General features: G+C 72.8%; 23 protein-coding genes. 13 read left to right on the top strand and 10 right to left on the bottom strand.

Annotated elements, in window-relative coordinates:
- Window positions 1-163: 163 nt before the first annotated feature.
- Window positions 164-712 (top strand): HD domain-containing protein, encoded by a 549-nt coding sequence (locus WMF46_RS43285; protein WP_437982564.1) that lies wholly within the window; start codon window positions 164-166, stop codon window positions 710-712.
- A 443-nt stretch (window positions 713-1,155) separates the two neighbouring features.
- On the top strand, window positions 1,156-1,542 hold the full coding sequence (locus WMF46_RS43280) for an SPW repeat domain-containing protein (protein WP_437546723.1): 387 nt from the start codon (window positions 1,156-1,158) through the stop codon (window positions 1,540-1,542).
- A gap of 16 nt (window positions 1,543-1,558) precedes the next feature.
- Here the strand turns inward: WMF46_RS43280 and WMF46_RS43275 are convergent, their stop codons facing one another.
- From WMF46_RS43275 to WMF46_RS43250, 6 genes are all read right to left on the bottom strand, one after another.
- Window positions 1,559-2,761, bottom strand: coding sequence for an exo-beta-N-acetylmuramidase NamZ family protein (locus WMF46_RS43275; protein WP_437982563.1), 1,203 nt, complete (start codon window positions 2,759-2,761; stop codon window positions 1,559-1,561).
- Between the two features lie 83 nt (window positions 2,762-2,844).
- Window positions 2,845-3,729, bottom strand: coding sequence for a tRNA pseudouridine(38-40) synthase TruA (gene truA, locus WMF46_RS43270; RefSeq protein WP_437982562.1), 885 nt, complete (start codon window positions 3,727-3,729; stop codon window positions 2,845-2,847).
- A 21-nt stretch (window positions 3,730-3,750) separates the two neighbouring features.
- Complete coding sequence (locus WMF46_RS43265; RefSeq protein ID WP_437982561.1) at window positions 3,751-4,179, bottom strand: hypothetical protein; 429 nt, start codon at window positions 4,177-4,179, stop codon at window positions 3,751-3,753.
- A 10-nt stretch (window positions 4,180-4,189) separates the two neighbouring features.
- Complete coding sequence (locus tag WMF46_RS43260) at window positions 4,190-4,732, bottom strand: AgmX/PglI C-terminal domain-containing protein (RefSeq protein ID WP_437854323.1); 543 nt, start codon at window positions 4,730-4,732, stop codon at window positions 4,190-4,192.
- A 252-nt stretch (window positions 4,733-4,984) separates the two neighbouring features.
- On the bottom strand, window positions 4,985-5,530 hold the full coding sequence (gene rsmD / locus WMF46_RS43255; protein ID WP_437546715.1) for a 16S rRNA (guanine(966)-N(2))-methyltransferase RsmD: 546 nt from the start codon (window positions 5,528-5,530) through the stop codon (window positions 4,985-4,987).
- 37 nt (window positions 5,531-5,567) lie between these two features.
- A complete protein-coding gene (locus WMF46_RS43250; protein ID WP_437982560.1) occupies window positions 5,568-6,710 on the bottom strand; it encodes a hypothetical protein in 1,143 nt (380 codons plus the stop codon).
- Between the two features lie 282 nt (window positions 6,711-6,992).
- On the opposite strand from WMF46_RS43250, the gene WMF46_RS43245 reads away from it, so the two are divergent.
- From WMF46_RS43245 to WMF46_RS43230, 4 genes are all read left to right on the top strand, one after another.
- Complete coding sequence (locus tag WMF46_RS43245; RefSeq protein ID WP_437982559.1) at window positions 6,993-8,420, top strand: phosphomannomutase/phosphoglucomutase; 1,428 nt, start codon at window positions 6,993-6,995, stop codon at window positions 8,418-8,420.
- Between the two features lie 2 nt (window positions 8,421-8,422).
- The gene (gene prmC / locus WMF46_RS43240; protein ID WP_437982558.1) at window positions 8,423-9,301 is read left to right on the top strand and encodes a peptide chain release factor N(5)-glutamine methyltransferase; all 879 of its coding nucleotides are present in this window, start codon (window positions 8,423-8,425) and stop codon (window positions 9,299-9,301) included.
- A gap of 237 nt (window positions 9,302-9,538) precedes the next feature.
- Entirely contained in the window at window positions 9,539-9,919 is a 381-nt protein-coding gene (locus WMF46_RS43235; protein WP_437712740.1) for a phage holin family protein, read from the top strand.
- Window positions 9,916-10,416 (top strand): hypothetical protein, encoded by a 501-nt coding sequence (locus WMF46_RS43230; protein WP_437982557.1) that lies wholly within the window; start codon window positions 9,916-9,918, stop codon window positions 10,414-10,416. The genes WMF46_RS43235 and WMF46_RS43230 overlap by 4 nt, the downstream gene beginning before the upstream one ends.
- Here WMF46_RS43230 and WMF46_RS43225 read toward each other — a convergent pair.
- The gene (locus tag WMF46_RS43225; protein ID WP_437982556.1) at window positions 10,401-11,114 is read right to left on the bottom strand and encodes a hypothetical protein; all 714 of its coding nucleotides are present in this window, start codon (window positions 11,112-11,114) and stop codon (window positions 10,401-10,403) included. The two genes, WMF46_RS43230 and WMF46_RS43225, sit on opposite strands and share 16 nt — an antisense overlap.
- Window positions 11,115-11,284: 170 nt before the next feature.
- Here WMF46_RS43225 and WMF46_RS43220 point away from each other — a divergent pair, with 170 nt between their 5' ends.
- The 3 genes from WMF46_RS43220 to WMF46_RS43210 all read left to right on the top strand — a co-directional run bounded on the left by WMF46_RS43220 (window position 11,285) and on the right by WMF46_RS43210 (window position 15,035).
- Entirely contained in the window at window positions 11,285-12,586 is a 1,302-nt protein-coding gene (locus WMF46_RS43220; RefSeq protein ID WP_437982555.1) for a sensor histidine kinase, read from the top strand.
- Window positions 12,583-13,131: a response regulator transcription factor gene (locus WMF46_RS43215; RefSeq protein WP_437982554.1), complete on the top strand. Its 549-nt coding sequence runs from the start codon at window positions 12,583-12,585 to the stop codon at window positions 13,129-13,131. The genes WMF46_RS43220 and WMF46_RS43215 overlap by 4 nt, the downstream gene beginning before the upstream one ends.
- Window positions 13,132-13,205: 74 nt before the next feature.
- Entirely contained in the window at window positions 13,206-15,035 is a 1,830-nt protein-coding gene (locus tag WMF46_RS43210; protein ID WP_437982553.1) for a glycoside hydrolase family 15 protein, read from the top strand.
- A 215-nt stretch (window positions 15,036-15,250) separates the two neighbouring features.
- On the opposite strand, the gene WMF46_RS43205 is transcribed toward WMF46_RS43210, so the two are convergent.
- Window positions 15,251-15,943, bottom strand: coding sequence for a hypothetical protein (locus tag WMF46_RS43205; protein WP_437982552.1), 693 nt, complete (start codon window positions 15,941-15,943; stop codon window positions 15,251-15,253).
- A gap of 663 nt (window positions 15,944-16,606) precedes the next feature.
- The gene (locus WMF46_RS43200) at window positions 16,607-17,344 is read right to left on the bottom strand and encodes a hypothetical protein (protein ID WP_437982551.1); all 738 of its coding nucleotides are present in this window, start codon (window positions 17,342-17,344) and stop codon (window positions 16,607-16,609) included.
- 1,047 nt (window positions 17,345-18,391) lie between these two features.
- On the opposite strand from WMF46_RS43200, the gene WMF46_RS43195 reads away from it, so the two are divergent.
- The gene (locus tag WMF46_RS43195) at window positions 18,392-19,015 is read left to right on the top strand and encodes a hypothetical protein (protein ID WP_437982550.1); all 624 of its coding nucleotides are present in this window, start codon (window positions 18,392-18,394) and stop codon (window positions 19,013-19,015) included.
- Here the strand turns inward: WMF46_RS43195 and WMF46_RS43190 are convergent.
- The gene (locus WMF46_RS43190; RefSeq protein WP_437982549.1) at window positions 18,997-21,102 is read right to left on the bottom strand and encodes a carotenoid oxygenase family protein; all 2,106 of its coding nucleotides are present in this window, start codon (window positions 21,100-21,102) and stop codon (window positions 18,997-18,999) included. The genes WMF46_RS43195 and WMF46_RS43190 overlap by 19 nt on opposite strands.
- A gap of 244 nt (window positions 21,103-21,346) precedes the next feature.
- Here WMF46_RS43190 and WMF46_RS43185 point away from each other — a divergent pair, with 244 nt between their 5' ends.
- From WMF46_RS43185 to WMF46_RS43175, 3 genes are all read left to right on the top strand, one after another.
- Window positions 21,347-22,468: a M50 family metallopeptidase gene (locus WMF46_RS43185; RefSeq protein WP_437982548.1), complete on the top strand. Its 1,122-nt coding sequence runs from the start codon at window positions 21,347-21,349 to the stop codon at window positions 22,466-22,468.
- A 77-nt stretch (window positions 22,469-22,545) separates the two neighbouring features.
- Complete coding sequence (locus WMF46_RS43180; RefSeq protein WP_437982547.1) at window positions 22,546-22,962, top strand: hypothetical protein; 417 nt, start codon at window positions 22,546-22,548, stop codon at window positions 22,960-22,962.
- A gap of 33 nt (window positions 22,963-22,995) precedes the next feature.
- Window positions 22,996-23,436: a hypothetical protein gene (locus WMF46_RS43175; RefSeq protein ID WP_437982546.1), complete on the top strand. Its 441-nt coding sequence runs from the start codon at window positions 22,996-22,998 to the stop codon at window positions 23,434-23,436.
- Window positions 23,437-23,485: the final 49 nt, after the last annotated feature.

The following is a 23,485-nucleotide window of genomic DNA, read 5'->3' as shown; positions in this document are numbered from 1 at the left end:
ACCGAGCTCGTGGCACGCCGGGCGCTCGAACCGGCGCGGCCTTCGAGGGCGCGCCTCGAACGGCGCGGGGTCCGATCCGGACGGAGGACCTGCTGGACGGCACAGGGGGCGCTCGGGCGCCTGCGCTCTGGACGCCGAGCGGCTATGGTGGCGGGACATCGCGATGGGCACCCTCCTCAAGCGCGCGCTCGACCAGGCGGCGGTCTGGCATCGAGCCCAGAAGCGCAAGTATCCGAACGCCGACGTCCCCTACATCAGCCACCTCGCCGGCGTGGCGGTCCTGCTCGCGCGCCACGGCTTCGACGACGAGGTCGTCGCGGCCGGCGCGCTGCACGACGCCATGGAGGACCAGGGCGTCACGTTCGACGAGCTGAGCCAGCGCTTCGGCGATCGCGTCGCCACGCTCGTCCGCCACGTGACCGAGCAGGACAGGGCGCTGCCCTGGGAAGACCGCAAGCGGCTCTATCTCGAGGCGTTCCCGAAGAAGCCCTGGGAAGCGCAGGCGATCACGCTGGCTGACAAGATAGACAACTTCCAGTCGATCATCGTCTGCGCGCGCGAGCACGGCGATCCGTGGTCGATGTTCAAGCGCGGCAGGGACATGCAGATCGCGAGGTTCGAAGCGCTGCGCGCGATGTGCCGCGGCCTGCCGCCGCACCCGCTGCTCGACGAGTACGGGGCCGTGCTCGACGAGCTCCTGTCGACGAGCTGAGCGCCGGATCCGCGGGGGGGCTCGGCGACGCGCTCCGGGGCCTCGGGCTCGGCGGCGAGCGGAGCTCCGCCCGCGGCCAGGAGATCCTGGAGACCGAGGCCTCGGAGGCACGGTGTGTCTCGAACGTGCACGAGGTGACGGCGACGCGCGCCGGACTCCGGAGAGGCCCTCTCGGGGCTGCGCGCTCGGCGAGAGCAAGCGTGAAGGGCCCAGAGCTCCCGTGAGCCACCCTGCCCCGCTCCGTGCCGGATCGGGTTCACTCGCGCCCTCCGCTCCCTTCATGTGAGCACGACGAGCACCCCTCCTGCCCGTCCCGGGCGAGCGACAACCACGCTGATCCTGGCCGGCGCTGCGTTCCGGAGCGGCCGGGGCGCGCGCGTCGACAGCCGCTCGCCGGCACATGCGATGCACCGGGTGAGGGGAGCTCCTCCAAGGAGGCACCGATGAAGCTTCTATCTCCCCGCCACCATGGATACGTCGATTACGCGGTCGTCGTCCTGCTCGCGCTCGCGCCGCTCGCGCTCCGCCTCGATCCGGTGCCCACGGCGGTCTGCTACGTCGCCGCCGTGGCGCACCTCGTGGTGACGCTGCTGTCCGATCAGCCGCTCGGCGCGGCCAGGATGATCCCGTTTTCGGTGCACGGCGCGCTGGAGACCTCCCTCGCCGCCGCGCTCCTCGCGTCGCCCTGGCTGTTCGGGTTCTCCGCCGATCTCCCGGCGCGGACCTTCTTCGTGGTCACCGGGCTCGCGCTCGTGCTTGTCGCCCTCACCACGAGGTACTCGACCGGCGCCGCCTCCCGGCAGGAGCCGTACGACCGCTACGATCGCTGAGCCGCGCGGGCGGCGCTCAGCAGGCGGAGACGGCCGCCTGCGCCTCCCGCATCACCTCGGGCCAGGCCGGATCCGCGCGCGACACCTCCATGGCGATCGCCAGCGGATCCTCGCCGGCCTCGATGGCGAGGCGCGCGGCAGCGGAGCCGGTGAGCAGATCGAAGGCCGGGATCGTGTCGACGTACTCGTACCGCTCGGTGCGGAAGCGGAACTGCTCGGGCTGCTGCCTGCAGGCGAACGCGATGAGCGCGACGTACGTCGCGACCGGGAGGAAGGCGCGCGGATCGGTGACGTGGATCTGGACGCCGCCGCAGATCTTGCCGGCGTGCTTCTGGAAGGTGGGCCGGAAGGTGAGCGGCCGCGCGACGAAGCCCGGCAGCGCCGTGGACGCGAGGCGCGCGGCGAGATCGCGGCCGTCGAGCCAGGGGGCGCCCACGATCTCGAACGGGCGCGTCGTGCCGCGGCCCTCCGACAGGTTCGTCCCCTCCAGCAGGCAGCCGCCCGGGTAGACGAGCGCGGTGTCCGCCGTCGGCATGTTGGGCGACGGCAAGACGAACGGGCGATCCCACCCGAACGCGAGCGCCTCCCGGCGATGACCCTCGACCGCCACGACCTGCAGCCCGCAGGCGACGTCGCCGAGCGGGATGCCCTCGCGCCGCGCGAAGAGCGCGACCAGCTCGCCCACCGTGAGCGAGTGGCGGATGGGCACCGGCTCCAGGCCCACGAACGACAGGAACCCCGGCGCCTGCGTCGCGCCCTCGACGCTCTCCGCCGCGCCCCCGAGGGGGTTCGGCCGGTCGAGCAGCACGACGTGCACGCCCGCCGCGTGGGCCGCCCGCAGCGCGAGGAGCGCCGTCCAGACGAACGTGTAGTACCGCGCGCCGACGTCGGCGAGATCGATGAGGAGCACGTCGATCTGCGCGAGATCCGCCGCGGAAGGCGAGAGATCGTCGAAGCTCTCGCCGTACAGGCTGACGATGCCCGCGCCGGAGCGCGCGTCGACGCTGCTCATCACCGTCGCCATGTCCTGCGCCTCGCCGCCATAGCCGTGCTCCGGGCCGAAGAAGAGGCGCGGGCGCAGGCGGAGGCGCTCGAGGACGAAGGCGATGTGGGTCAGCTCGCGATCGACGCTCGCCGGGTGCGCAAGCACCCCCAGGCGAGTCGAACGGAGGCGCTGGAGCTGCGGAAGATCCGGGAGGCGGTCCAGTCCGACGTGCACGTCGCTGTGCTACCAAGGCCAGCGCGGGCCGTCCATGCGTCCGCGGTGGATTCTGTGTGACGCGCGCGCGGCGACGGGCGGCGTCACTCCTCGGGGGCGCTGTCCGCCGGCGCGCCGGGGTCCGTCGGTTCGGCGTCGTCCCCGTCCCCCGAGCTTCCGTCGGAAGGCCCCGCCGGCCAGGCCTCCTGCCCGTCGTCGCGCAGGTGGATGCGCTCGAGGTAGAGCCCGTCCGGCGGCGCCGTGATCCCCGCGTCGCGCCGGTCCAGCGACGAGAGCGCGCGCGCGATCGCGCCGGGCGCGAGGTGGCCGCGCGCCACGTCCATCAAGGTGCCGACCAGGATGCGCACCATGTTGTGCAGGAACGCGTTCCCCTCGACGTCGATCCGCACGACGCGCGGGTCCGCGGGATCGAGCGACAGCTCGACGCCGTACAGCGTCCGCACCGTGGTCGTCCGCTCGTCCGCGCTCGTCCGGAACGCGGCGAAGTCGTGGGTGCCCTTCGCGGCGAGCGCCTCGGCGCGCGCCCGCTCGATCGCCTCGTCCGTGATGCCCTCAACCCGCCAGGCGCGACGGCTGAGGAAAGGGTCTCGGACCAGATCCCGGAGGACCAGGTAGCGGTAGCGCTTGCGGAGGCTCTCGAAGCGCGGCGAGAACCCGAGGCGCACCACGGCCGCGCGCCGGATCACGATCTCGTCCGGGAGGTGGCGCGCGGTCGCGAGGACCCAGCCGCGCGGTGGCAGCGGCGCCGTCGTGTCGAAGGCGACCCGCTGGTCGCGCGCGTGGACGCCCGCGTCGGTGCGGCTCGCGCCGCGGATCTCGCGGATGCTGGGGTCGATGACGCGCAGCGCGCCGAGCAGCTCTCCCGAGACCGTGCGCTGGTCGCGCTGGCGAGCGAAGCCCGCGAACGGGCGCCCATCGTAGGCGACCGAGAGCAGGATCCCCCGGCTCGAAGCGGCGCTCCTCGCCACGGCGCGATCGACGCGCGCGGCCTAGCCGCCGCTCCCCCCGGCGCCGCCCGCGCCACCCGAGCCGCCTGCACCACCCGAGCCGCCGCTTCCCCCGTCGCCGTCCGAGCCGCCGTCGCCGTCCGAGCCGCCGTCGCCGTCCGAGCCGCCGTCGCCGCCCGTGCTGGCCGAGGAGGTCCGCGACGCATACCCCTTGACGCACTCCAGGTTGACGAGGCCCTCCGCGTTCTTGCAGCACTCCTCAGGGGTCGCCAGCTGGCCGTTCACCACGCAGGACGGGAGCTGATAACAACCGGCCGGATCGTTCTCGATTCCCTGGTCGGCGTTGAGGTTGTTGTCGCAGAGCGCCGTGGTCCCTTCATCGACGTGGCACGCGGCGCTCTGCAGGACGAGCGGCGCGAGCGCGAGCGCGAGGAGGAGCAAGCTGGCCATCCGGGGGGGGAGCGTTCGCATCGGCTGCTTCCTATTGCTTGATGGTGAAGTTGATCGGAACGTTCACCACGACGCATCCGCTCTGCGGCGGAGGCAGTGATTTGCCGCGGAAACGTCCCAGGACGCAAGACGCAATCTCGCCCGAGCCCACCGTGTCGTTGAGGATCGAGGCGCTGCACACCGCGCCGTTGGAGGCCACCTGCACGCTCACCGTCAGCTTGCCGGAGACCTCCGAGGTGCGCAGCGCGCGGTTATAACAACCCTGCGCCGAGCGAGCGAGCCCCAGGACGGCGGAGTCGAGCGCGGGCGAGGTCGCGCCGTCGCCGCACTTGCCGGAGCAAGGCGACTTGCCGGTGGTGGCCGGGCCCTGCCCCGACGCGACCTTGCCGGCGTCCACGCCGGCGTCCTCGACCTCCTCGACGGGCGGCGGCGGCGGGGGCGCGAACAGCGGCGGAGGCTCCGCGGGCTTCGTCTCGGCGGGGACAGCGGCGGTCGGCGCGGCAGGCGGCGCGGCCGGCTCCGGGCGAAGCTTCCAGTAGAGCAGGCCCGCCATGAGCGCAGCAAGGACGACCATTCCTGCGATGTAAGGCCCAGGGCCGCCGGATTTTCCCGGGATCTGCTGGGACGACGGAGGCATCGATGCGGACACGTTGAGAAGTCCTCCCGGAGAGACGCGCGAGGTCCGGCCGCTTCGGTGGGACCGTCGTGCGCCGGAGCCGAGACGCGGGCGCGTCCGGCGGGGGCGAGTCTACAAGGGCGGGCAGGGAAGCGCGCCAGGAAACTGGATGCGCCCCGGATGAACGCGACAGCGCCGCGAGCAGGCGGCTCAGCGCGTGTAGAACGACACCGCGGTGTCACCGTAGGCGCGGCTCGCGGCGCAGGTGAGCCCGGCGATCTCCGGGGAGGGATCGCGGCGCGCGTGCTCGAGGACGAGGCGCCCTTCCGGGGCGAGCAAGCCGAGCGGGCCGGCGAGGCGCGCGGCCGCGGCGGCGGCCTTGGCCAGGACGGCGTAGGGCGGATCGAGCAGGGCGAGGTCGAAGGGGCCCTCGTCGCGGAGCAGATCGAGCGCGCGCTCGACGGGGAGCGGGACGACCCGCGCCGCCTCGTCGAGGCCGAGCGCGGCGAGGTTCTCGCGGAGCACGGCGAGCGCGGGGCGGCCGCTCTCGACGAAGACCGCGCGCCGCGCGCCGCGCGAGAGCGCCTCGATGCCGAGCGCGCCGGTGCCGGCGTACAGGTCGCAGACGAGCGCGCCGGTGACGTCGCCGAGCGAGGAGAAGAGCGCCTCGCGCACGCGGTCCGCCGTCGGCCGCGTGCCCTCGCCGCGCGGCGCCGCGAGCCTCCGCCCGCCGAGCCGGCCGGCGATCACCCGCACGGTCGTCCCCCCGTCACCGCGGGCAGCGAGGCAGAGCTCACCAGCGGTACGTCACGTCGACGCCGCCGCCGCCGAGGCCGACGCTGGGCTGCACGCTCCAGCCGGCGCGCTCCGCGGTCTGGCCGTCGCTCGTCACGAGCAGGTACGCGCCGACACCCGCGGACGCCACCGCCAGCGGGTAGAAGACGTACTGGAGCGCCATGAACGTGTCGGCCTTCTCGCAGAGCTCGATGCCCTTGCGGGCGGTCTTCGCGTCGGCGGTGAAGTCGTCCTGGATGGCCCTGCGGTTGTCGAGCGCGCAGACGTCCTCGACGTTCTCCGTGAACAGCCCTCGATAGGCCACGTACCGCGCGTCGCTCTGGATGCTCGCGACCTGGACGGAGCTGATGACGGCGACGGAGCCGAACACCGCGCCCGCGCCGAGGCCGATGAACCCGCCCATGCGCTTCCAGTTGGTCTGCGTCGATTCGGCTGGCATCTGGCTGAGCGCGACGTCCGTCGTGGCGACGGGCAGGACCACGACCGACGCCTGGGAGTCGAGGAAGCCGGCCGACTTCACGCGCACGTCGTGCGGCCCGGCCGTGACCGTGAAGGTCGCCTCGCCGTTATGCACGTTGCCGGCGGGCTTTCCGTCGATGAAGACGCTCGCCTGCGCGGCGCCCGTCCTCACGCGGAGAGCCCCGCTCGGCGGCCCGCCGGTCAGCTTCGCGATCGCGTCCGCGGCGATCTTGCGCAGCGGCTCGTCGTTGGCCTCGGTGAGGTTCGCGCTGTACTTCACCGGCACGCTCGATTCGGGCTTGCCGCGGGTCCAGAGGTGCAGCTCGCCCTCGACCTCGGTGTCGCTCTTGCGGAGCATGCCCCAGATGTAGCGGTCGCTCTTGATCTGGTCGGCGATGCGGGCCTGGCAGCCCGCGTCGGGCCGATCGTCGCACTGGAGGGAGAGCGTCAGGACCTCGAGCGAGAAATCCTCCTCGCGGACCGACCACCCCGGGGCCTCCTTGATCGCGGAGCGGAGCGCCTGGGTCAGCGCGCCGGCCTGGTCGTAGGCGTCGTCTGTCCGGAGGACGACGACGGTGATCGGCAGGGCGGTGGGCGACGGCTCCGCCGCATGGGCGGCGTTGCTGCAGGCGAGGAGGGCCACCACGGCAGCGAGACCGGTCCTCTGTGCGCGCGTCATCATGTGGTCCTGGGCTCCACGCGCCCAAGTTACCCGCCCGGCGGCCAGGAACGCAATCCGTGAGCCAGCGAGGCGGCGCGGCAGCGCGATCGCGATGTCGGCGAGGCGAGGCGGCGCGATCGCTGATGACGGCGCGGCGAGGCGGCGGCGAGCGCGACGACGAGCCGGCGAGCCCACGCTGCGCGGGCGGCGTTTTTCGTTTCGCCCACGATTGCGCCGTGTCAGAGCGTCCTGGGCGCCGGCCCGCCGTGCAGCGCGGGCGCCGGGCGCTCCTCTGCCTGGTCCATGAAGGTCCCCCGACACATCTTCCGCGAGTACGACATCCGCGGCGCCGCCGAGCGCGACCTCACGAGCGAGCTCGCGCGCGAGCTCGGCGCCGCGTTCGCCAGGCTCCTCGGCCGCGAGCTCGCCGCGGGGGCGCCTCCTCGCCGGGCTCGGCCGGAGGTGGCGGTATGCCGGGACGGCCGCCTCTCGAGCGACCGGCTGTTCTCCGCCCTCACGGACGGCCTGCTCGCGGGCGGCGCCGACGTGATCTCGGCGGGGGTCGGGCCGACGCAGCTGCTCTACTTCGCGGCGCACCACCTCCACGCCGACGGCGCGATCATGATCACGGCGAGCCACAACCCGGCGCCGGACAACGGGTTCAAGCTCATGCGCGGCAAGGCCTCGTTCTTCGGCGAGGACATCCAGGCGCTCGCCGACCTCATCGAGCAGGGGGGCGCCGATGGCCGCGGCGGCGCGGCGGCGCGGTGCGCGCTCACCGAGGTCGATCTCGCGGAGGACTACATCGCGGCGGTGCGCGCAGCGTCCCGCCTGCCCGGCACCGACGTCCGCTTCGTGATCGACGCCGGCAACGGCGCGGCCGGCCCGCTCGGCGTCCGGACGCTCGAGGCGCTCGGCTTCGCGCCGGACGCGCTCTTCTGCGACATCGACGGCCTCTTCCCGAACCACCACCCGGACCCGACCGTGCCCGAGAACCTCGAGGCGCTCCGCGCCCGCGTGCTCGCGACCGGCGCCGCGCTCGGCGTCGCGTGGGACGGCGACGGCGATCGGATCGGCGTTGTCGACGAGCGCGGCGAGGTGCTCTGGGGGGACAAGCTGCTGCTCCTGTTCGCGCGCTCGCTCCTCGCGGAGCGCCCCGGCTCGGCCGTGCTCGGGGAGGTGAAGTGCTCCGAGACGCTCTACGCCGACATCGCCGCGCGCGGCGGGCGCCCCATCCTCTGGAAGACGGGCCACTCGCTCATCAAGACCAAGATGAAAGAGGAGGGCGCCCTGCTCGCCGGCGAGATGAGCGGGCACATGTTCTTCGCCGATCGGTGGTTCGGGTTCGACGACGCGATCTACGCGACGGTCCGCCTGCTCGAGATCGTCGCCCGGGCGCGGCGGCCCCTCGGCGAGCTGCTCGCCGACGTGCCGGAGACGTTCGCCACCCCCGAGATCCGCGTCGACTGCCCCGACGCGGTGAAGTTCGAGGTCGTCCGCCGCGTGACCGAGCACTTCCGCCGCGCCCGTCCGGTCGTGGACATCGACGGCGCGCGCATCGACTTCGGCGGCGGGGCCTGGGGCCTCTGCCGCGCCTCCAACACCGGCCCGATCCTGGTGCTGCGGTTCGAGGGGCGGTCCGCCGCGGACCGCGACGCGGCCCGCGCCGAGGTCGAGGCCGTCGTCACCGCCGCCGTCCGCGACGCCGTCGCCGCCGCCCCGCTCCCGTGACCATGTCCGAAGGCGAGCAGCAGAGCGAGGCCTGGACGATCCGGCGCGTGATCACCTGGGCCACGGGCGACCTGAAGAAGCGCGGCGCGTCCTCGGCGCGCCTCGACGCCGAGCTCCTGCTCGGCAAGGTGCTGGGCATCGATCGCGTCGGGCTGCTCATCGACGCCGAGCGGCCGCTCGACCGGGCCGAGCTCGCCGCCTACCGCGATCTGCACCAGCGCCGCCGCGCCGGCGAGCCGGTCGCCTATCTCCTCGGTGTGCGGGAGTTCTACGGCCGCCCGTTCCGCGTCGATCCGCGCGTGCTCATCCCCCGCCCCGACACCGAGATCCTCGTCGAGGTCGGCCTCGCCCGGACGAGGCACCTCGCCCTCTCCGCGCGCGTGCTCGACCTGTGCACCGGGTCGGGCTGCGTCGCCATCAGCCTCGCGTGCGAGCGGCCGACCAGCCGCGTCCTCGGCGTCGACATCTCGGACGGCGCGCTCGCCGTCGCCCGCGAGAACGCGCTCCGCCTCGGCGCGGTCAACGCGGGGTTCCTGCGCTCGGATCTCTTCGCCGGCGTGCCGTCCGGCCTTCGCTTCGACCTGATCACCGCGAACCCACCGTACATTCCGGACGAGGACGTCGCCGCGCTGCAGATCGACATCCGCGGCTACGAGCCCCACCTCGCGCTCGCGGGGGGCCCGGACGGCCTCGTCTTCACGCGCCGGATCGTCGCGGCCGCCCCGGCCTTGCTCGCCGCCGGCGGGGTGCTGGCCATGGAGGTCGAGGCCGGCAAGGCGGGCGCGGTGGCAGAGCTCTTCGCCGCGGCGGGGTTCGGCGGCGTCTCGAGGCACCTCGACTACGGCGGGCACGAGCGCGTGGTCTCCGGCGTCCTGCCCTGATCGCCCGCCGCCCAGAGAGGGCGAGAGCGGGCGCGGCGGCCGCATAGCGCGCCTCCGCGAGGGCCGCGCGGCGCGCACGCCTCCGCGAGGATGGGGCTGGCGCGCTGTATGCACCGCGACGCACGGCGAGGGTGGCGTGGCGCAGTCGGTGGCGGGGGGCTCGGCGGTGACCCGCGCGCCGCCGGCTGCCTGCGCCGCCCCCGAGCGCGTTCACGCCGCGAGGCGAAGAGGTGTCCCATGAGGCAGGTGGATCCCAGGCCGGAGAGCTCGACGGCAGATCTCGTGAAGGAGGCGATCGCCGAGGCCAGGGAGCTGATGCAGGTGGAGGTCGCGCTGGCGCGCGACGAGATGAACGAGGAGATCTCGCGGGCGAAGGCGTCGTGCGTCGCTCTCGGCGCCGCGGCGGCCGCGGCGCTCCTCGGGGTCGCGCTGGTGCTCGTCGCGATCGCGCTGGCGATCGCGCCGGAGCCGCTGCCGGCGCTGCTGATCGGGCTCGCGTTCATCGCGCTGGCGATCGTGGTGGGCGTGGTCGGCTACCAGCGCGCGCCGAGGAGGCCGCTCGAGAGGACCCGCGGCCGCCTCGGGGCGGACGTCCGGCTGGTCCGGGAGCTCGTATGAAGGGGCTGAACGGTCAACGCGCGGACTTCGAGCGCAGGGCGGACGAGCTGCGCGACCGGCTGATGCACACGATCGAGGCGCTCGATCGGCGGCGCCACGCGCTCGTCGACGTGCGATCGCGGGTGCGCCGGCACGGCCCCGAGGTGCTCGCCGGCGGGCTCCTGCTCGCGATCGCGAGCGGCGCGGCGGCGATCGCGCTGATCAAGGGGGCGCGCGCGCGCAGCGAGCGGCCGGGCGGCGAGCGCCTCCGCGCGCTCGTGCGCTTCTGGCGGCACCCGGAGCGGGTGGCGCCGCGCGGCAAGCCGAGCGTGTCCCGCGAGATCGGCCGGAGGATCCTGGTGGGCATGGCGTCGTACGTGGCGATGCAGCTCATCCGGCGCGGCGTCCGGCTCACGCTGGCGCTCCCGGAGGGGGACGCGCAGGCGCGGCGGAGCCCGCTCGAGCTCAGCGCAGCGGCGTCGAGGACCAGGCCGCCGTCCGGTCAGGGCCCGGTGTAGAGGGCGGTGCGCCACCCCAGGTAGAACCCTGGCTGGCGGACGGACGTGCTCCATGTGTAGTCGGCGTAGAGCCACGGGCCCATCGCCACCTTCCAGAGCCGGATCCCCTCGTAGAACACGCCGCCTCCGATGCGGGCCGGCAGGGCGCCGTCGATGACCTCGGCGCCGCCTGTGTCGGCGGTCGTGTACGCGACGCCCGTGCCGGCGTCGAAGGTGACGCCGACGTCCCTCCACCGATCCTCGAGCGAGAAGAGCGGGAAGACCTCGGTGTGGAGCATGAACCCGCCGGCGAGGGAGGCGTGGTCCGCCGCGCTCAGGCCGTGTCCGCCGAAGGCCGCGCCGAACGTGAGCCAGTCCGCGAGCGCGCCGCCGATCCAGACGTAGCCTCCCCCGCCGATCCCGACGCCGGTCTCGGTGTAATGGCGCTGGAATCCGATCTTCTGGACGTCGTTCTGGAAGCCGGCGGCGCTCCCGAGCGCCAGGCCTCCGGCGATGCCCGCGGCGAGCCCGCCGCGCCGCACGGCTGGTCTGGGCGCGAACAGCGGGTCGGCGGCGGGCGTCTCTCCGGACGCCGCCGGCTGCGCCGCGGCGGCCGCGGGGAGCAGGCTGAGGCCAAGGAGCGCCGGCAGCGCGAACGCGCGCGCGCGTCGGACGTGGCGGAGGTAGCGGAGGTGGCGGAGGTGGGGACACGTCGCCATGGGCTCCCTTTCCTATACGATGACGCGGGGCTCGGCATCGCAATCCGCCGCTCGGCGCGGACCGGCGCGGGCCGGACGGCGCGCCGTCGCACGGGAGGATCGCCCGTGTTCGTGCCGTGTCCTCGCCGCGGTGAGCGCGGCCCCCTCGGCGTTCGCGCTATGATCCCGCCGTGACGCACGAAGCTTCCCTGGAGCGGGCGCCGGCGGGCGGGATCGTCCTCCGGTGGCTCGTCGGGCTGCGCTGGGCGGTGTTCGCGCTGCTCGCGGCGACCCTGGCCGTCGACGAGGCGCTGTTCGGCTATCACGTCCGGTACGCCATCGCCGTGCCCATCCTGGCGCTGGCCGCCGGGCTCAACCTCGCCCTCGACCGGCGGGTGCGCTCGGAGCGGGGCGCGCAGACGGCGCTCGTCGCCGGCGTCGTGGCGCTCGATCTCGTCGCGATCGCCGGGGTCCTCGCCGCGTCGGGCGGCGCGGGCAACCCGTTCAGCGCCCTCTTCTTCGTGCACGTCGCCCTCGCCGCGGCGCTCCTGCCGCCGCGGACGACCTTCGCGCTCGCGGCGCTCGCGGCCTGCCTCTTCGCCGCGCTCTTTGCGCTCCCCGCCGGCGCGTGTTGCCCGAGCCACCCGGAGCACGGCGCGTTCTCCACCCACCTCTACGGGATGCTCCTCGCCTTCGTGCTGAGCGCGGCGCTGGTCGCCCACGTCCTCCTGAAGGTCCGCCGCGCGCTCGACGAGAGCGCGGCCGAGAACGCGGCGCTGCGCCGGCGCGCGGAGGAGGCGTCCCGCTTCCAGGCGCTCGGCGCGCTCGCGGCCGGCACCGCCCACGAGCTCGGCACCCCGCTCGGCACGATCGCGGTGCTCGCCGGGGAGAGCCTCGGCGACGCCGGATCGAGCGACGCCGCGCGGCGCCGCGCCCGGACGATCGCGGAGCAGGTCGAGCGCTGCCGCGTGGTGATCGCGCGCATGCGGGCGGACGTCCGGGCGAACGACCTGCGCGCCGGGGTCGAGGTCGGCGAGGCGGCCCGGCGCGGCGTGCAGGCCTGGCAGGCGGCGCACCCCGGCGTCGCGGTCGAGGTGCGCGGCGATCTCGCGCCGCGCCGCACGGTGCCGCTCGACGCGGCCGACGTCGAGGCGGCCCTGTTCGCGCTGCTCGACAACGCGCTCGAGGCGCTCGGGCCGAGCCCCGCGGTCGCGGAGCCGATCGTGGTCACCATCGGGGACGAGGGCGGCGCGCCGGTGATCAGCGTCGAGGACAGCGGCGCGGGCGTCGCGCCCGGCCTGGAAGGGCGGCTCGGCGAGCCGTTCGTGACCACCAAGGCGCCCGGCGAGGGCATGGGCCTCGGGCTCTACCTTGTGCGGACGCTCATCGAGCAGGTCGGCGGCTGCCTCACCGTGTCGCCGAGGCAGGGGCCTGACGAGCGCGGCGCGCGCGGCACGCGCGTCGCCCTGCGCCTCGCGCCGGTGGACTCATGAGCTCCGAGGCCGCCGGCGAGCCGACGCTGCTCATCGTCGACGACGACGCGACCTTCCGGACCGCGCTCGGGCAGGCGCTCGGCAAGAGCGGGTTCGCGGTGTCCCTCGCCGCCAGCGCCGAGGAGGCCGCGGCGATGGCGCGAGGGCACGTGTTCGAGTACGCGCTCGTGGACGTCCGGATGCCGGGGCAGAGCGGGATCGACCTCGTGGGGACGCTGCGGAGCATGGATGACGGCATCCGTATCGTGGTGTTCACCGGATACGGCACCATCGCGAACGCGGTGGCGGCGATCCGGGCCGGGGCGGTCGATTACCTGACCAAGCCGGTGGACGCCGCCCAGTGCGCGCGGTCGCTGCTCGGCGTCGCCCCGGCCGCGCGCGGCGAGGACGACGAGGACCTTCCGTCGCTCGATCGGGTGGAGTGGGAGTACCTCCAGCGCGTGCTCGCGGACTGCGAGGGGAACATCTCGGAGGCGGCGCGCAAGCTCAGGATGCACCGCCGCTCGCTCCAGCGGAAGCTCTCGCGCTTGCCGCCGAGATCGTGAGGGGCGTGAGGGGGTAGCGGGGAGGATCCACGAGAGGCGGTTCCGCTCGGTCGAGCGGGCCCTATGGAGAGGCCATGCCCTACAAACCGATCGAGTCCTACGGCGTCATCGGCGACATGCACTCCGTCGCGCTGGTCGGGATCGATGGATCCATCGACTGGTGCTGCCTCCCCCATTTCGACTCCCCGAGCGTGTTCGCGGCCATCCTGGACGACGAGCGCGGCGGCCGCTTCGCGCTCTCCGCGGCGAACGGAGCGTCGCGCAACAAGCAGATGTACATGCCCGACACCAACGTCCTGCTCACGCGCTTCCTCGACGTGGACGGCGTCGGCGAGGTCTGCGATTTCATGCCGATCCACCGGGACACGTACGGCGCCTACCGCCGCGGGATGCACCAGATCGTCCGCGTCGCGCGCGCCGTCCGCGGCGCGATGCGCTTCCGGCTCGCCTGCCGCCCCGCGATCGACTTCGCCCGCCGCCCCCACCGCCTGATCCTCGACGACCCGCGCGGCGCCGTCTTCGACTCCGATGGAGTCGACCTGGCGCTCATCAGCCCGGTCCCCCTGTCGAGCGACGGCGCCGGCGGCGTCACCGCGGACTTCGTGCTCCAGCCCGGCGAGTCGGCCACGTTCTCGCTGCGCCAGGTCGAGGACTGGACGGCCAGCGCCGATCTGCTCGCCACGCCGATCGACGGCGAGGACGCGCTCCGGCGCACGGTCGCCTTCTGGCGGTCGTGGCTCGCCCGCTCGCGCTACAAGGGGCGCTGGCGCGAGATGGTCGACCGCTCGGCGCTCGTCCTCAAGCTGCTCACGTTCGAGCCGACCGGCGCGATCGTCGCCGCGGCGACGACCAGCCTGCCCGAGGAGATCGGCGGGGTCCGCAACTGGGATTATCGCTACGTCTGGGTGCGCGACGCCGCGTTCACGCTCTACGGCTTCCTCCGGCTCGGTTACACGGAGGAGGCCGCGCGCTTCATGGAATGGTTGAGCGCCCGCGTCTCCGAGGAGGATGGCCCCACCGGGCCGCTGCAGCTCATGTACGGCATCGACGGACGCCACGAGCTGCCCGAGGTCGCGCTCACCCACCTCGACGGCTACCGCGGGTCGCGGCCGGTCCGCGTCGGCAACGGGGCGACGACGCAGCTCCAGCTCGACATCTACGGCGAGCTCATCGACTCGGTATATCTCTTCGACAAATACGGATCTCCCATCTCTTATGATTTCTGGCGCGAGCTCCGGCGCATGGCGACCTGGGTGTGTCAGAGCTGGGAGCAGGCGGACGAGAGCATCTGGGAGGTGCGCGGCGGCAAGCAGCAGTTCGTCTACTCGAAGCTCCAGTGCTGGGTCGCGCTCGACCGGACGCTGCGGCTCAGCCACAAGCGCTCTCTGCCGCTCGACCGGCAGCGGGTCGCGCGCGCGCGCGACGACATCTACGAGGCGATCATGGCGCGCGGCTGGGACGCGCAGCGGAGGACGTTCGTGCAGGCCTTCGGCTCGAGCGCGCTCGACGCGAGCAACCTGCTCATGCCGCTCATGCGCTTCATCTCCCCGACCGATCCGCGCATCCTCGGCACGCTCGACCGCACGCTCGAGGAGCTCGCGAGCGACACGCTCGTCCACCGCTACGAGCTCGGCAAGGGCGCGGGCGACGGCCTGACCGGCAAGGAGGGCACGTTCAGCATCTGCACCTTCTGGCTCGTCGAGGCCCTCGCGCGCGCTGGCCGCCTCGACGACGCGCGCTTCATCTTCGAGAAGATGCTGACGTACGCCAACCACCTCGGGCTCTACTCCGAGCAGATCGGGCCGAGCGGAGAGCTGCTCGGCAACTTCCCCCAGGCGTTCACCCACCTCGGGCTGGTCAGCGCGGCGTTCTACCTGGATCGCGCGCTCGGTCAGGGCGGCTGAAGATCGGATCTGGGTCCTCGCGCGCCCCCGCCGGCGAGCGGCGGGGCGTGGCTCATGCGCGAGCGGTGGAAGGGAGAGAGCAGCTACCGACAGCCCAGGAACTCCAACCCTGGGCGGCCGGCGCTCGCGAGCCTCGTCAGAGGAGGGGGCTGGCGCGGCGCCGAGGGATCCTGCGACGTGGAGCCCCTGGCGCCGGCCAGCATGGCGGGGTCAGATCACCACCCCCAGCCGCCGCCGCAGCCGCCGAAGCCGCCGCAGCCGCCGAAGCCGCCGCAGCCGCCGAAGCCGCCGATCGGGACGATGGCTGTCGTGCAGTTCGTGAACGTCGAGACGAGGGCGCCGCCGCCGAAGCCGCAGCCGCCGAAGCCGCCGCAGCCGCCGAAGCCGCCGAAGCCGCCGCACCGCGCGCCTTCCCGCTGGCCGGTCTCCTGCCCGACGCCGGCTTGGCCGATCTGCGCCTGCGAGCCGATCTGCGCCGGCGCGCCGAGCTGCGCCGTGCCAGCCTGGCCGATCTGCGCCTGCGAGAGGTCGGACGCCTGGCCGAGCTGCGCCGGGCCTTGCTGCGCGTATCCGCCCTTGGTCGGGTATCCGCCCTTGGTCGGGAGGCCACCCTTGCTCGGAAACTCGCCCTTGCTGGGCAGCTCGCCCTTGCTGGGGAGCATCGGAACACCCTTCGAGGGCAGACCCTTGCTCGGAGGCAAACCGAGCTTGGAGGGCCCCATCTGGCCGATCTGAGCCTGAGCCTGCGACTGGGTCGCGTACCCGCCGCGCTCGTCCGCCTCCAGCGCGCTGGTCGCGGAGTCGACGCTCTGGTCATCCATATCGAAGTCGTCATCCGCGCCGGCTGCGCACCCGGCACCGAGCGCCAGCACCATCGCGAGACCCATCGTCTTGTGAATAGAGATCATTGATCCTCCCCGGTGTCCCAGATGAGCCTTGCGGCCCCCGAACACCTTGGTGCACCCAGAGCAGGCTGTGTGCCTCGCTCTTCTGTGCAGAGGTTGCCGCTCCTGGCAGCATGGATTCGCGGGATGGCGTCCGCGAATCAGGCGCTCCTCGCATCTGTGCTCCCTTGGGATGTCTCCGCGATTCAATCGCGGTGGATTCGGGCGAGCGCGGCGCGCGCCGGAGCGGCGTCGCGCTCACGATGGATAGGATAGAAGGAGCCCCGCCGCGCGCCGCGGGCCGGCGCGGGAAGAAGGAAGACGCGAGCGCGGCGCCCCGCGCGCCCTGCAGAGCGGCTCGCGCGCGTACGCGCGGTGGTCGTGGCGCGCGGAGGTGTTCTCAAACAGGTAGAACCTCCCCGCGGACCCAGAACAGAGCGGGCTCACGCAGCGTCGACCAACGGACGCAACTGGGTGTGATCGGACGCAACTGGGCGTGATCGGACGTGATCGAACGCAAACGGACGTGATCGGGTGCATTGGAGAGTGGCTACCGGCAGCCCGGGATATCCAACCCCAGGCGGCCGGCGCTCGCGAGCCCCGTAGGTAGAAGGAGGGAGGCTGGCGCGGCGCCGAGGGATCCTGCGACGCGGAGTCCCTGGCGCCGGCCAGCATGGTGGGGTCAGATCACCACCCCCAGCCGCCGCAGCCGCCGAAGCCGCCGCAGCCGCCGAAGCCACCGATCGGGACGATGGCTGTCGTGCAGTTCGTGAACGACGAGACAATGGCGCCGCCGCCGAAGCCGCAGCCGAGGCCGCCGAAGCCGAGGCCGCCGAAGCCGAGGCCGCCGAGGCCGAGGCCGCCGAGGCCGAGGCCGAGGCCGCCGCCGAAGAAGCGCTCGCCCTCACGCTGCCCGGTCTCCTGCCCGACAGCGCCCACCTGCCCGACGCCGGCCTGGCCGATCTGCGCCGGGCCCGCCTGGCCGATCTGCGCCGGCGCGCCGAGCTGCGCCGTGCCAGCCTGGCCGATCTGCGCCTGCGAGAGGTCGGACGCCTGGCCGAGCTGCGCCGGGCCTTGCTGCGCATATCCGCCCTTGGTCGGGTATCCGCCCTTGGTCGGGAGGCCACCCTTGCTCGGAAACTCGCCCTTGCTGGGCAGCTCGCCCTTGCTGGGGAGCATCGGAGCGCCCTTCGAAGGCAGGCCCTTGCTGGGGGGCAGACCGAGCTTGCTGGGCCCCATCTGGCCGACCTGAGCCTGAGCCTGCGACTGGGTCGCGTACCCGCCGCGCTCGTCCGCCTCCAGCGCGCTGGTCGCGGAGTCGACGCTCTCGTCATCCATATCGAAGTCGTCGTCCGCGCCGGCTGCGCACCCGGCACCGAGCGCCAGCACCATCGCGAGACCGATCGTCTTGTGAATCGAGATCATTGGTCCTCCCCGGTGTTCCTGATGAGCCTTGCGGCCCCCGAACACCTTGGTGCACCCCAGAGCAGGCTGTGTGCCTCGCTCTTCTGTGCAGAGGCTGCCGCTCCTGGCAGCATGGATTCGCGGGATGGCGTCCGCGAATCAGGCACTCCTCGCATCTGCGCTCCCTTGGGATTTCTCCGCGATTCAATCGCGGTGGATCCGGGCGAGCGCGGCGCGCGTCGGAGCGGCGTCGCGCTCACGATGGATAGGATAGAAGGAGCCCCGCCGCGCGCCGCGGGCCGGCGCGGGAAGAAGGAAGACGCGAGCGCGACGCCCCGCGCGCCCTGCGGAGCGGCTCGCGCGCGTACGCGCGGTGGTCGTGGCGCGCGGAGGTGTTCTCAAACAGGTAGAACCTCCCTGCGGACCCAGAACAGAGCGGGCTCACGCAGCGTCGACACCAACGGACGCAACTGGACGTGATCGGACGCAACTGGACGTGATCGGACGCAACTGGACGTGATCGGACGCAGGCGGATGGGATCGAACGCAAACGGACGTGATCGGGCGCATCCGATGGCGCCGTCCGAGCGAGACACACGCGCTGCGCCCTGCCTGCTCAGCGCCTCGCGTTCCGACACGTTTGTGCTCCACTGCTCGTGATAGCGGAATTGTCAGCTCCGGTCGGAATCGGCCGCCGGCGCGCGACGCGACGCGGCGAGCGGGGCGACGATACCGCCCGCGTCGCAACAGGGCGCGCTTCCTCGTGCGGCGCTTTCCTGCTCCGGCGGCGGACGGAGTCGAATCGACTGTTATTCCCACTTGCGCAGGACGTTCTGTAAATGGTCCAGTGGAGGATGTCGGTGACGGGGAGGGAGCATCTGATTGTGTAGTTTGCCCCACGGCTCTCGACGACTCGGTGGTGGGTTGTCTCATGTCGTCCGGGACGCTGGCTCTCCAGCGTGCTCGGCGTTGGCCGAACGGCGGTGGTGGAGCGCCGGATCGAGCTGCCCTGGCCAAGGTTTGCAGGATCGGCGCGCGTCGGTCGCGGCGCCGTAACAGAGCAGAAACATGGTCCAGCGTCGCATCGCGGCCGTCGCCGCCTATCTGCCGGAGCGCGTCGTCACGAACCAGGAGCTCATCACCAGCTACGGTCTCCCTCACGCTGCGGACTGGCTGCACGAGGCGACGGGGGTCGCGGAGCGGCGCTTCGCCGGCGCGACGGAGACCACGCTTTCCATGGCCGCCTCGGTGCTGCGGGAGCTCATCGAGGTGGGGCGGCTCCGCGATCCCTTCGTCGATGTCCTCATCATGACGGGCGACGACGGCGGGGGAGGGGACGCGGGCGCGGCGGCCTTCGCCGCGTGCATGGCCGGCCTCGTGCCCGCGCTGACGATCGATCTCACGCCCGCTCAGGGCGGTTTTTCCGCGGCCGTCGAGCTGGCGAATCGGCACCTCGACAGGGGGTGTCGGCGCGTGCTCATCGTGGCGAGCGACGTGCGGTCGCGGCGCCTGCGCGAGGGGCAGCCGTGGGGCAACCACCAGATCACGGAGATCCTGGGAGACGGCGCCACGGGCGTGCTGCTCGAGCGGGTCGACGGCCCCGGGGCCGAGGTCCCCCCGCGCTGCGCCGAGCCGCCCTCGTCTCGCGGCTCCCAGCCTTTCCTCTCCGCGGCTCACGCGAACCGCGGATAGACCTCCTCCTCGAAGAGCGCCTTCACCTGCTCCCCGGGGGCCTCTGCCACGAACTCCTCGTAATCCTCCCGCACCGGCACCCTGTATCCACCCCTCCACGGCGCGACCGAGTTGAGCCACGCCGTGTGGAGGGTCAGCCCCGGCCGGAACGACGGGTGTCCCAGCTTGCAGAGCGGCCCTCGCGCCAGGTTCGTCGCGTCGAAGATCCAGACCTCCGCGCGGCACGGCGTCGCGACGATCGCCACGACGTAACCGTCCGTGTCGGCCCCGCTGCCGCCGCGCCGCGGGACGAACTGCAGCGAGCTGAGCCAGGACCCCACGGCGCGCCGCGGGAACTCGTAGCGATCCTCGATCCGCATCGCGCGGTGGTTGAACCGGAACAGGCTGTCGGGGTGGCCGCCCTCCGCGCGCATCCGGCGGAGCGCCGGGAGGGGGAGCGACCTGTGCGGGTGCGCCGCATAGAGCCGGTCGATGAACTCGGTCGACAGCTCATCCCATATCCCGCCGCCGCGCCAGTAGACGTTCTCGAGGCGATCGGGCGGCATCCACGACGCGCCCGTCTCCCGGTACGCATAGAGGCCGACGCCGAGCGCCCGCGCGGCGTCGGCGAACACCGCCTGGTCCACGACGCGCTCGGCCGCCGCGTCGAGGGTATACCGGCCGATCCGGTTCACGTCCGCCTGCCCGAGCGGGAACAGGCCGCGCAGGCGCGGCGGCGCCGGCGTCTTGTCGGCGGCGTGCCGATCGCAGGGCCGGAGCCACTCCCCATGATCCGTCGCGCAGTTGTGCGCCGCGTGCACGGTGATGCGGTCCCCCGCGTCCTCGTAGTCGACGAGGAAGTGGAGAGTCTCCAGCGGGACGACGACCCGCTTCACCACGACCGGCCCGCCGCCCGGCCGCAGCGCGTCCCGCCGGACCAGGTAAAACGTCGTGCTCGGCTCGTGGGGCATCGTAAGGAGCGACCGGACGAGGCGCTCGATCCCGGGGCTCTCCTTGGAGCCCCGGAACGCCACGCTCTCCAGGCCGATCCTGAACGCCGTGTCCGCGAGCACGACCCAGCGCCGCGTCAGGCCGATCTGGTGCACGCTCTGCTCGATGCGCACCGGCGCGCCGCTCGGCAGGACCAGCGGGTGCCGCTCGGGCTCGTTGTGGCCGTCCCATCGCAGGAGAAACACGAAGTCGCCCGCCGGCTCGTCGAGCGCCACGCCGCCGAACCGCGCCGCCTGCCGCGCGAGGAGGTCGCCCGGCCCAGGCGGCGCGCTCGGGCGGAGGCGCGCGGGCAGGAGATCGAGCGCCCGCTTGGCGAACGCCTCGATCCGGTCCGCCCTCGGGCGGACGAGCTGTTGCTCGATCATCGACGCGGCCGCCGCGGCGAGCCGATCCCACGAGCGCGGGAGCGCGCCGAGCTCGTCGAGCCGCGGCAGCGACGCGACGAACAGGTGGAGGAGCGAGCGGCCGTAGTTGACGGTGAGGAGCTCGCCCCGCTCCGCGTCGAAGCACGGGTGCGCGCTCGAGAGCGTCATCGGAAAGGGGTGATCGACGGGCGCGGCCGGGTACCACGTGCTGTTGCGCCCGACCGGCGTGACGAGCTCCAGCGTGGCCGGGTCGATCTCGTAGGGCCTGCCCGTGTCGCTCGTGACGAGCAGGCGCGCGGGCGCGCGCGGCGCGTGCATGGGCACGAACGCGGTGTTGAGGTGGTTCCGCAGGCCGAGGTGCGGCGAGAAGCGGAGCAGCCCTGCGTCACGGAAGCCCAGCGCCTCGAAGCGCGTGCCGGGGCGCGAGGCGGCGTCCGCGTGATAGCAGGGCGTGCGCGCGATCTTCGAGGTCAGCCGGACCGCCCCGCCGCGGCCGAAGTCGAGCCGGTAGATCATCCCATTGCCATTGAGGATCGGCGCGCCGTCCGCTCTGGGTAGGTCGCCGTCCACCGAGCCGACGGGCCCGATCGCGAACACGTGGCCCGTGAGGTCCCTCGGCACGCCGCTCGGGTGGGATGACTCAAGGACCGCGAGCTCGACCTTCGTCAGCTCTTCCGTGCTCGCTGCCATCAATGCATCGGGGACGCGCTGGCGCATGACGACCTCGGTCACACCAAGCTACGCCAATCCGCGCGTCGCGTGGGCGCCGCGCTGCGCCGCGCGCCTCCGAACACGCTCCCCTCCCCGTGATTCCCGCCTGGGACGGACGCGCGCTGGCGCCCTCGCAGCGCCGCGCGCCTCGCTGCATTGCGTGGCGGCGCCGCGCGGCTGCCCTGGTCTTCCGCGCACTGGCGCTGTCTCGGCGGCTTGCGAAGGTGCTTGTCGGCCCCATCTGTACCTGTGGATCAGGAGGCACATGTTCGACCAGGGGCTGACAGTCCTGCGGATCCGTGGAATCCCGATACGGCTGCACATCACATTGCTGATTTTCCTGCCGTACGTGGCCTATGTGGCGTCGTCGCAGTTCTCGGTGATCGCGTCGTCGCTCGGGATTCCGCGCGAGGAGATGCGCCTGCCGCCGCTCGCCTGGGGGGCGATCCTGGCTGTCGGGCTGTTCGTGGCGGTGCTCGTGCACGAGCTGGCCCACTCGTTCGTCGCGCTCAAGAACGGGATCCGGGTGCGCGCGATCACGCTGATGATGCTGGGCGGCGTCTCGCAGATGGAGCGCGACGATCCCGAGCACGAGGCGTGGATGGCGTTCGCCGGCCCGCTCATGAGCTTCGTTATCGCGCTCGTCAGCTACGTCGCGTATCGGCTGCTCCCGGCGCCGGCGGAGATCGGCGCCGCGCTCGTGGCCTTCGCGATCACGAACGCTCTCCTCGGCGCGTTCAACCTGCTGCCGGCCTTCCCGATGGACGGCGGCCGGGTGCTGCGCGGGCTGCTCCTGCGCCGTCTCGGGCGGACCCGCGCGACGCGCATCGCCACGGCGACAGGCAAGGTGATGGCGGTGGCCTTCGGGCTCTTCGGCTTGCTCTCGTGGAACCTCATCCTGGTGCTCATCGCGGTGTTCGTCTACATGGGGGCGTCGGCCGAGCAGGCGCGCTCCAGCACGAACGAGCTGCTCCGCGGCATCCCGGTCGCGCGGTTCATGACCGATCGGCTCGGCGAGGCGTATGCGGACGAGAGCCCTCGGGCGGTGGCCGAGCGGCTCCTGCGCCACAACCTGGTCGGCGCGCGGGTCATCGACGATCCCCGGGATGGCGAGGGGCGCCGCGAGATCGGCGTCGTCACGGTCTGGGATCTCGCGCGCCAGCTGCAGGGCGGCGCTGCGCCGGCGACGGTCGGCGCGGTGATGCCCGTGGATGTGCCGAGGGCGCACGCGGACGACGACGCGTCCCGCTCGTTCGACGCGCTGGCGAGCGGCGAGGCGAGCGTGATCGCGGTGCTCGACGAGGGCGAGCGCGTGATCGGCCTGGTGACGTCGGCGGAGATCCAGCGCGCGCTCGCGCTCGCCGGCGCGCTCCGCGCGGCCCGCTGAGCGCCGCGCCGGCGGAGATCTCGAGTCGCGCCGCGCTGGCACTCGCGTTGCTGAGTTGCGCTCGGAGGAGCAATGACGTGAAGCAGAGCAACAACGTGACTCCGCCCGTGCGAGGGCGGTCCAGATCTCTCGGTGTGACGAGGGCCTCGCTCGCCGCGGCTGCGCTCGTGGTCGGCGCCTCGCTGCTCATGGGGTGTATGGGCACGGTCGGGACCGAGGGGGGGTTCGTCGTGTCCGGCGTTCCGGCGGTGCGCGCCGAGATCGTCCCGGTGGAGATCGCCGCGTATCCGCGCGTCTACTTCCGCGGGACGTATGCGTACCTGGTCGACGGCCGCTGGTATTACCCGACGAACCGGGGCTGGGTCGTCTTCGCGGAGGAGCCCATGGAGCTCGAGCGCTACAGGCAGACGTACCGGACGTCGCCGAGGTACGTGCCGGAGCGCGAGCTGAGCTATCCGCGCGAGCGGGGGCGCCGTTACTACACACCGCGTTGACAGCGGGGCAGCAGCGAAAGGACGGGTACGAGGATGAATCAGGAGAAGAGCGTCTTTCCCCTCTGCGGCCTCGCGTTATCGAGCTTCCTGGCCCTGGGGTGCATCGTCGACGTGGAGCCCAGCCCCCAGCGCCGGCCGCGGCCCATGCAGGCCGTCGGGAGCCTGACGATGGAGTGGACCGTGGCCAACCGGATCGATTCGCGGGCGTGCTCCCAGCACAGCCGCGGAGGAGCGGATTTCGAGCTGATCGTTTACCGGGGCAGCCGCGAGGTGGCGAGAGACTACGCGCGCTGCGACGACTTCAGCATCACCGTGGATCTCCCGCCCGATGAGTACACGGCCACGGCGACGCTCGTGGAGCGTGGCAACGACCGCCCCGTCACTACGACGCTGCAGGTGGAGGACATCAATATCGTGCGCGGCGCGACGCTCAACCTCGACGTCGATTTCCCGCCGAGCTCGTTCCTGCGATAGCAGGCGAGAGTTCAACGCAAAGGCGCAAAGGCGCAAAAAAGAACAAATG

The organism is Sorangium sp. So ce117 (assembly GCF_051524395.1).
GTDB classification, from domain to species: domain Bacteria; phylum Myxococcota_A; class Polyangia; order Polyangiales; family Polyangiaceae; genus Sorangium; species Sorangium cellulosum_B.
The sequence above is the reverse complement of the archived record's forward strand: the minus strand, read 5'-3'. Positions and strand labels throughout refer to the sequence as shown.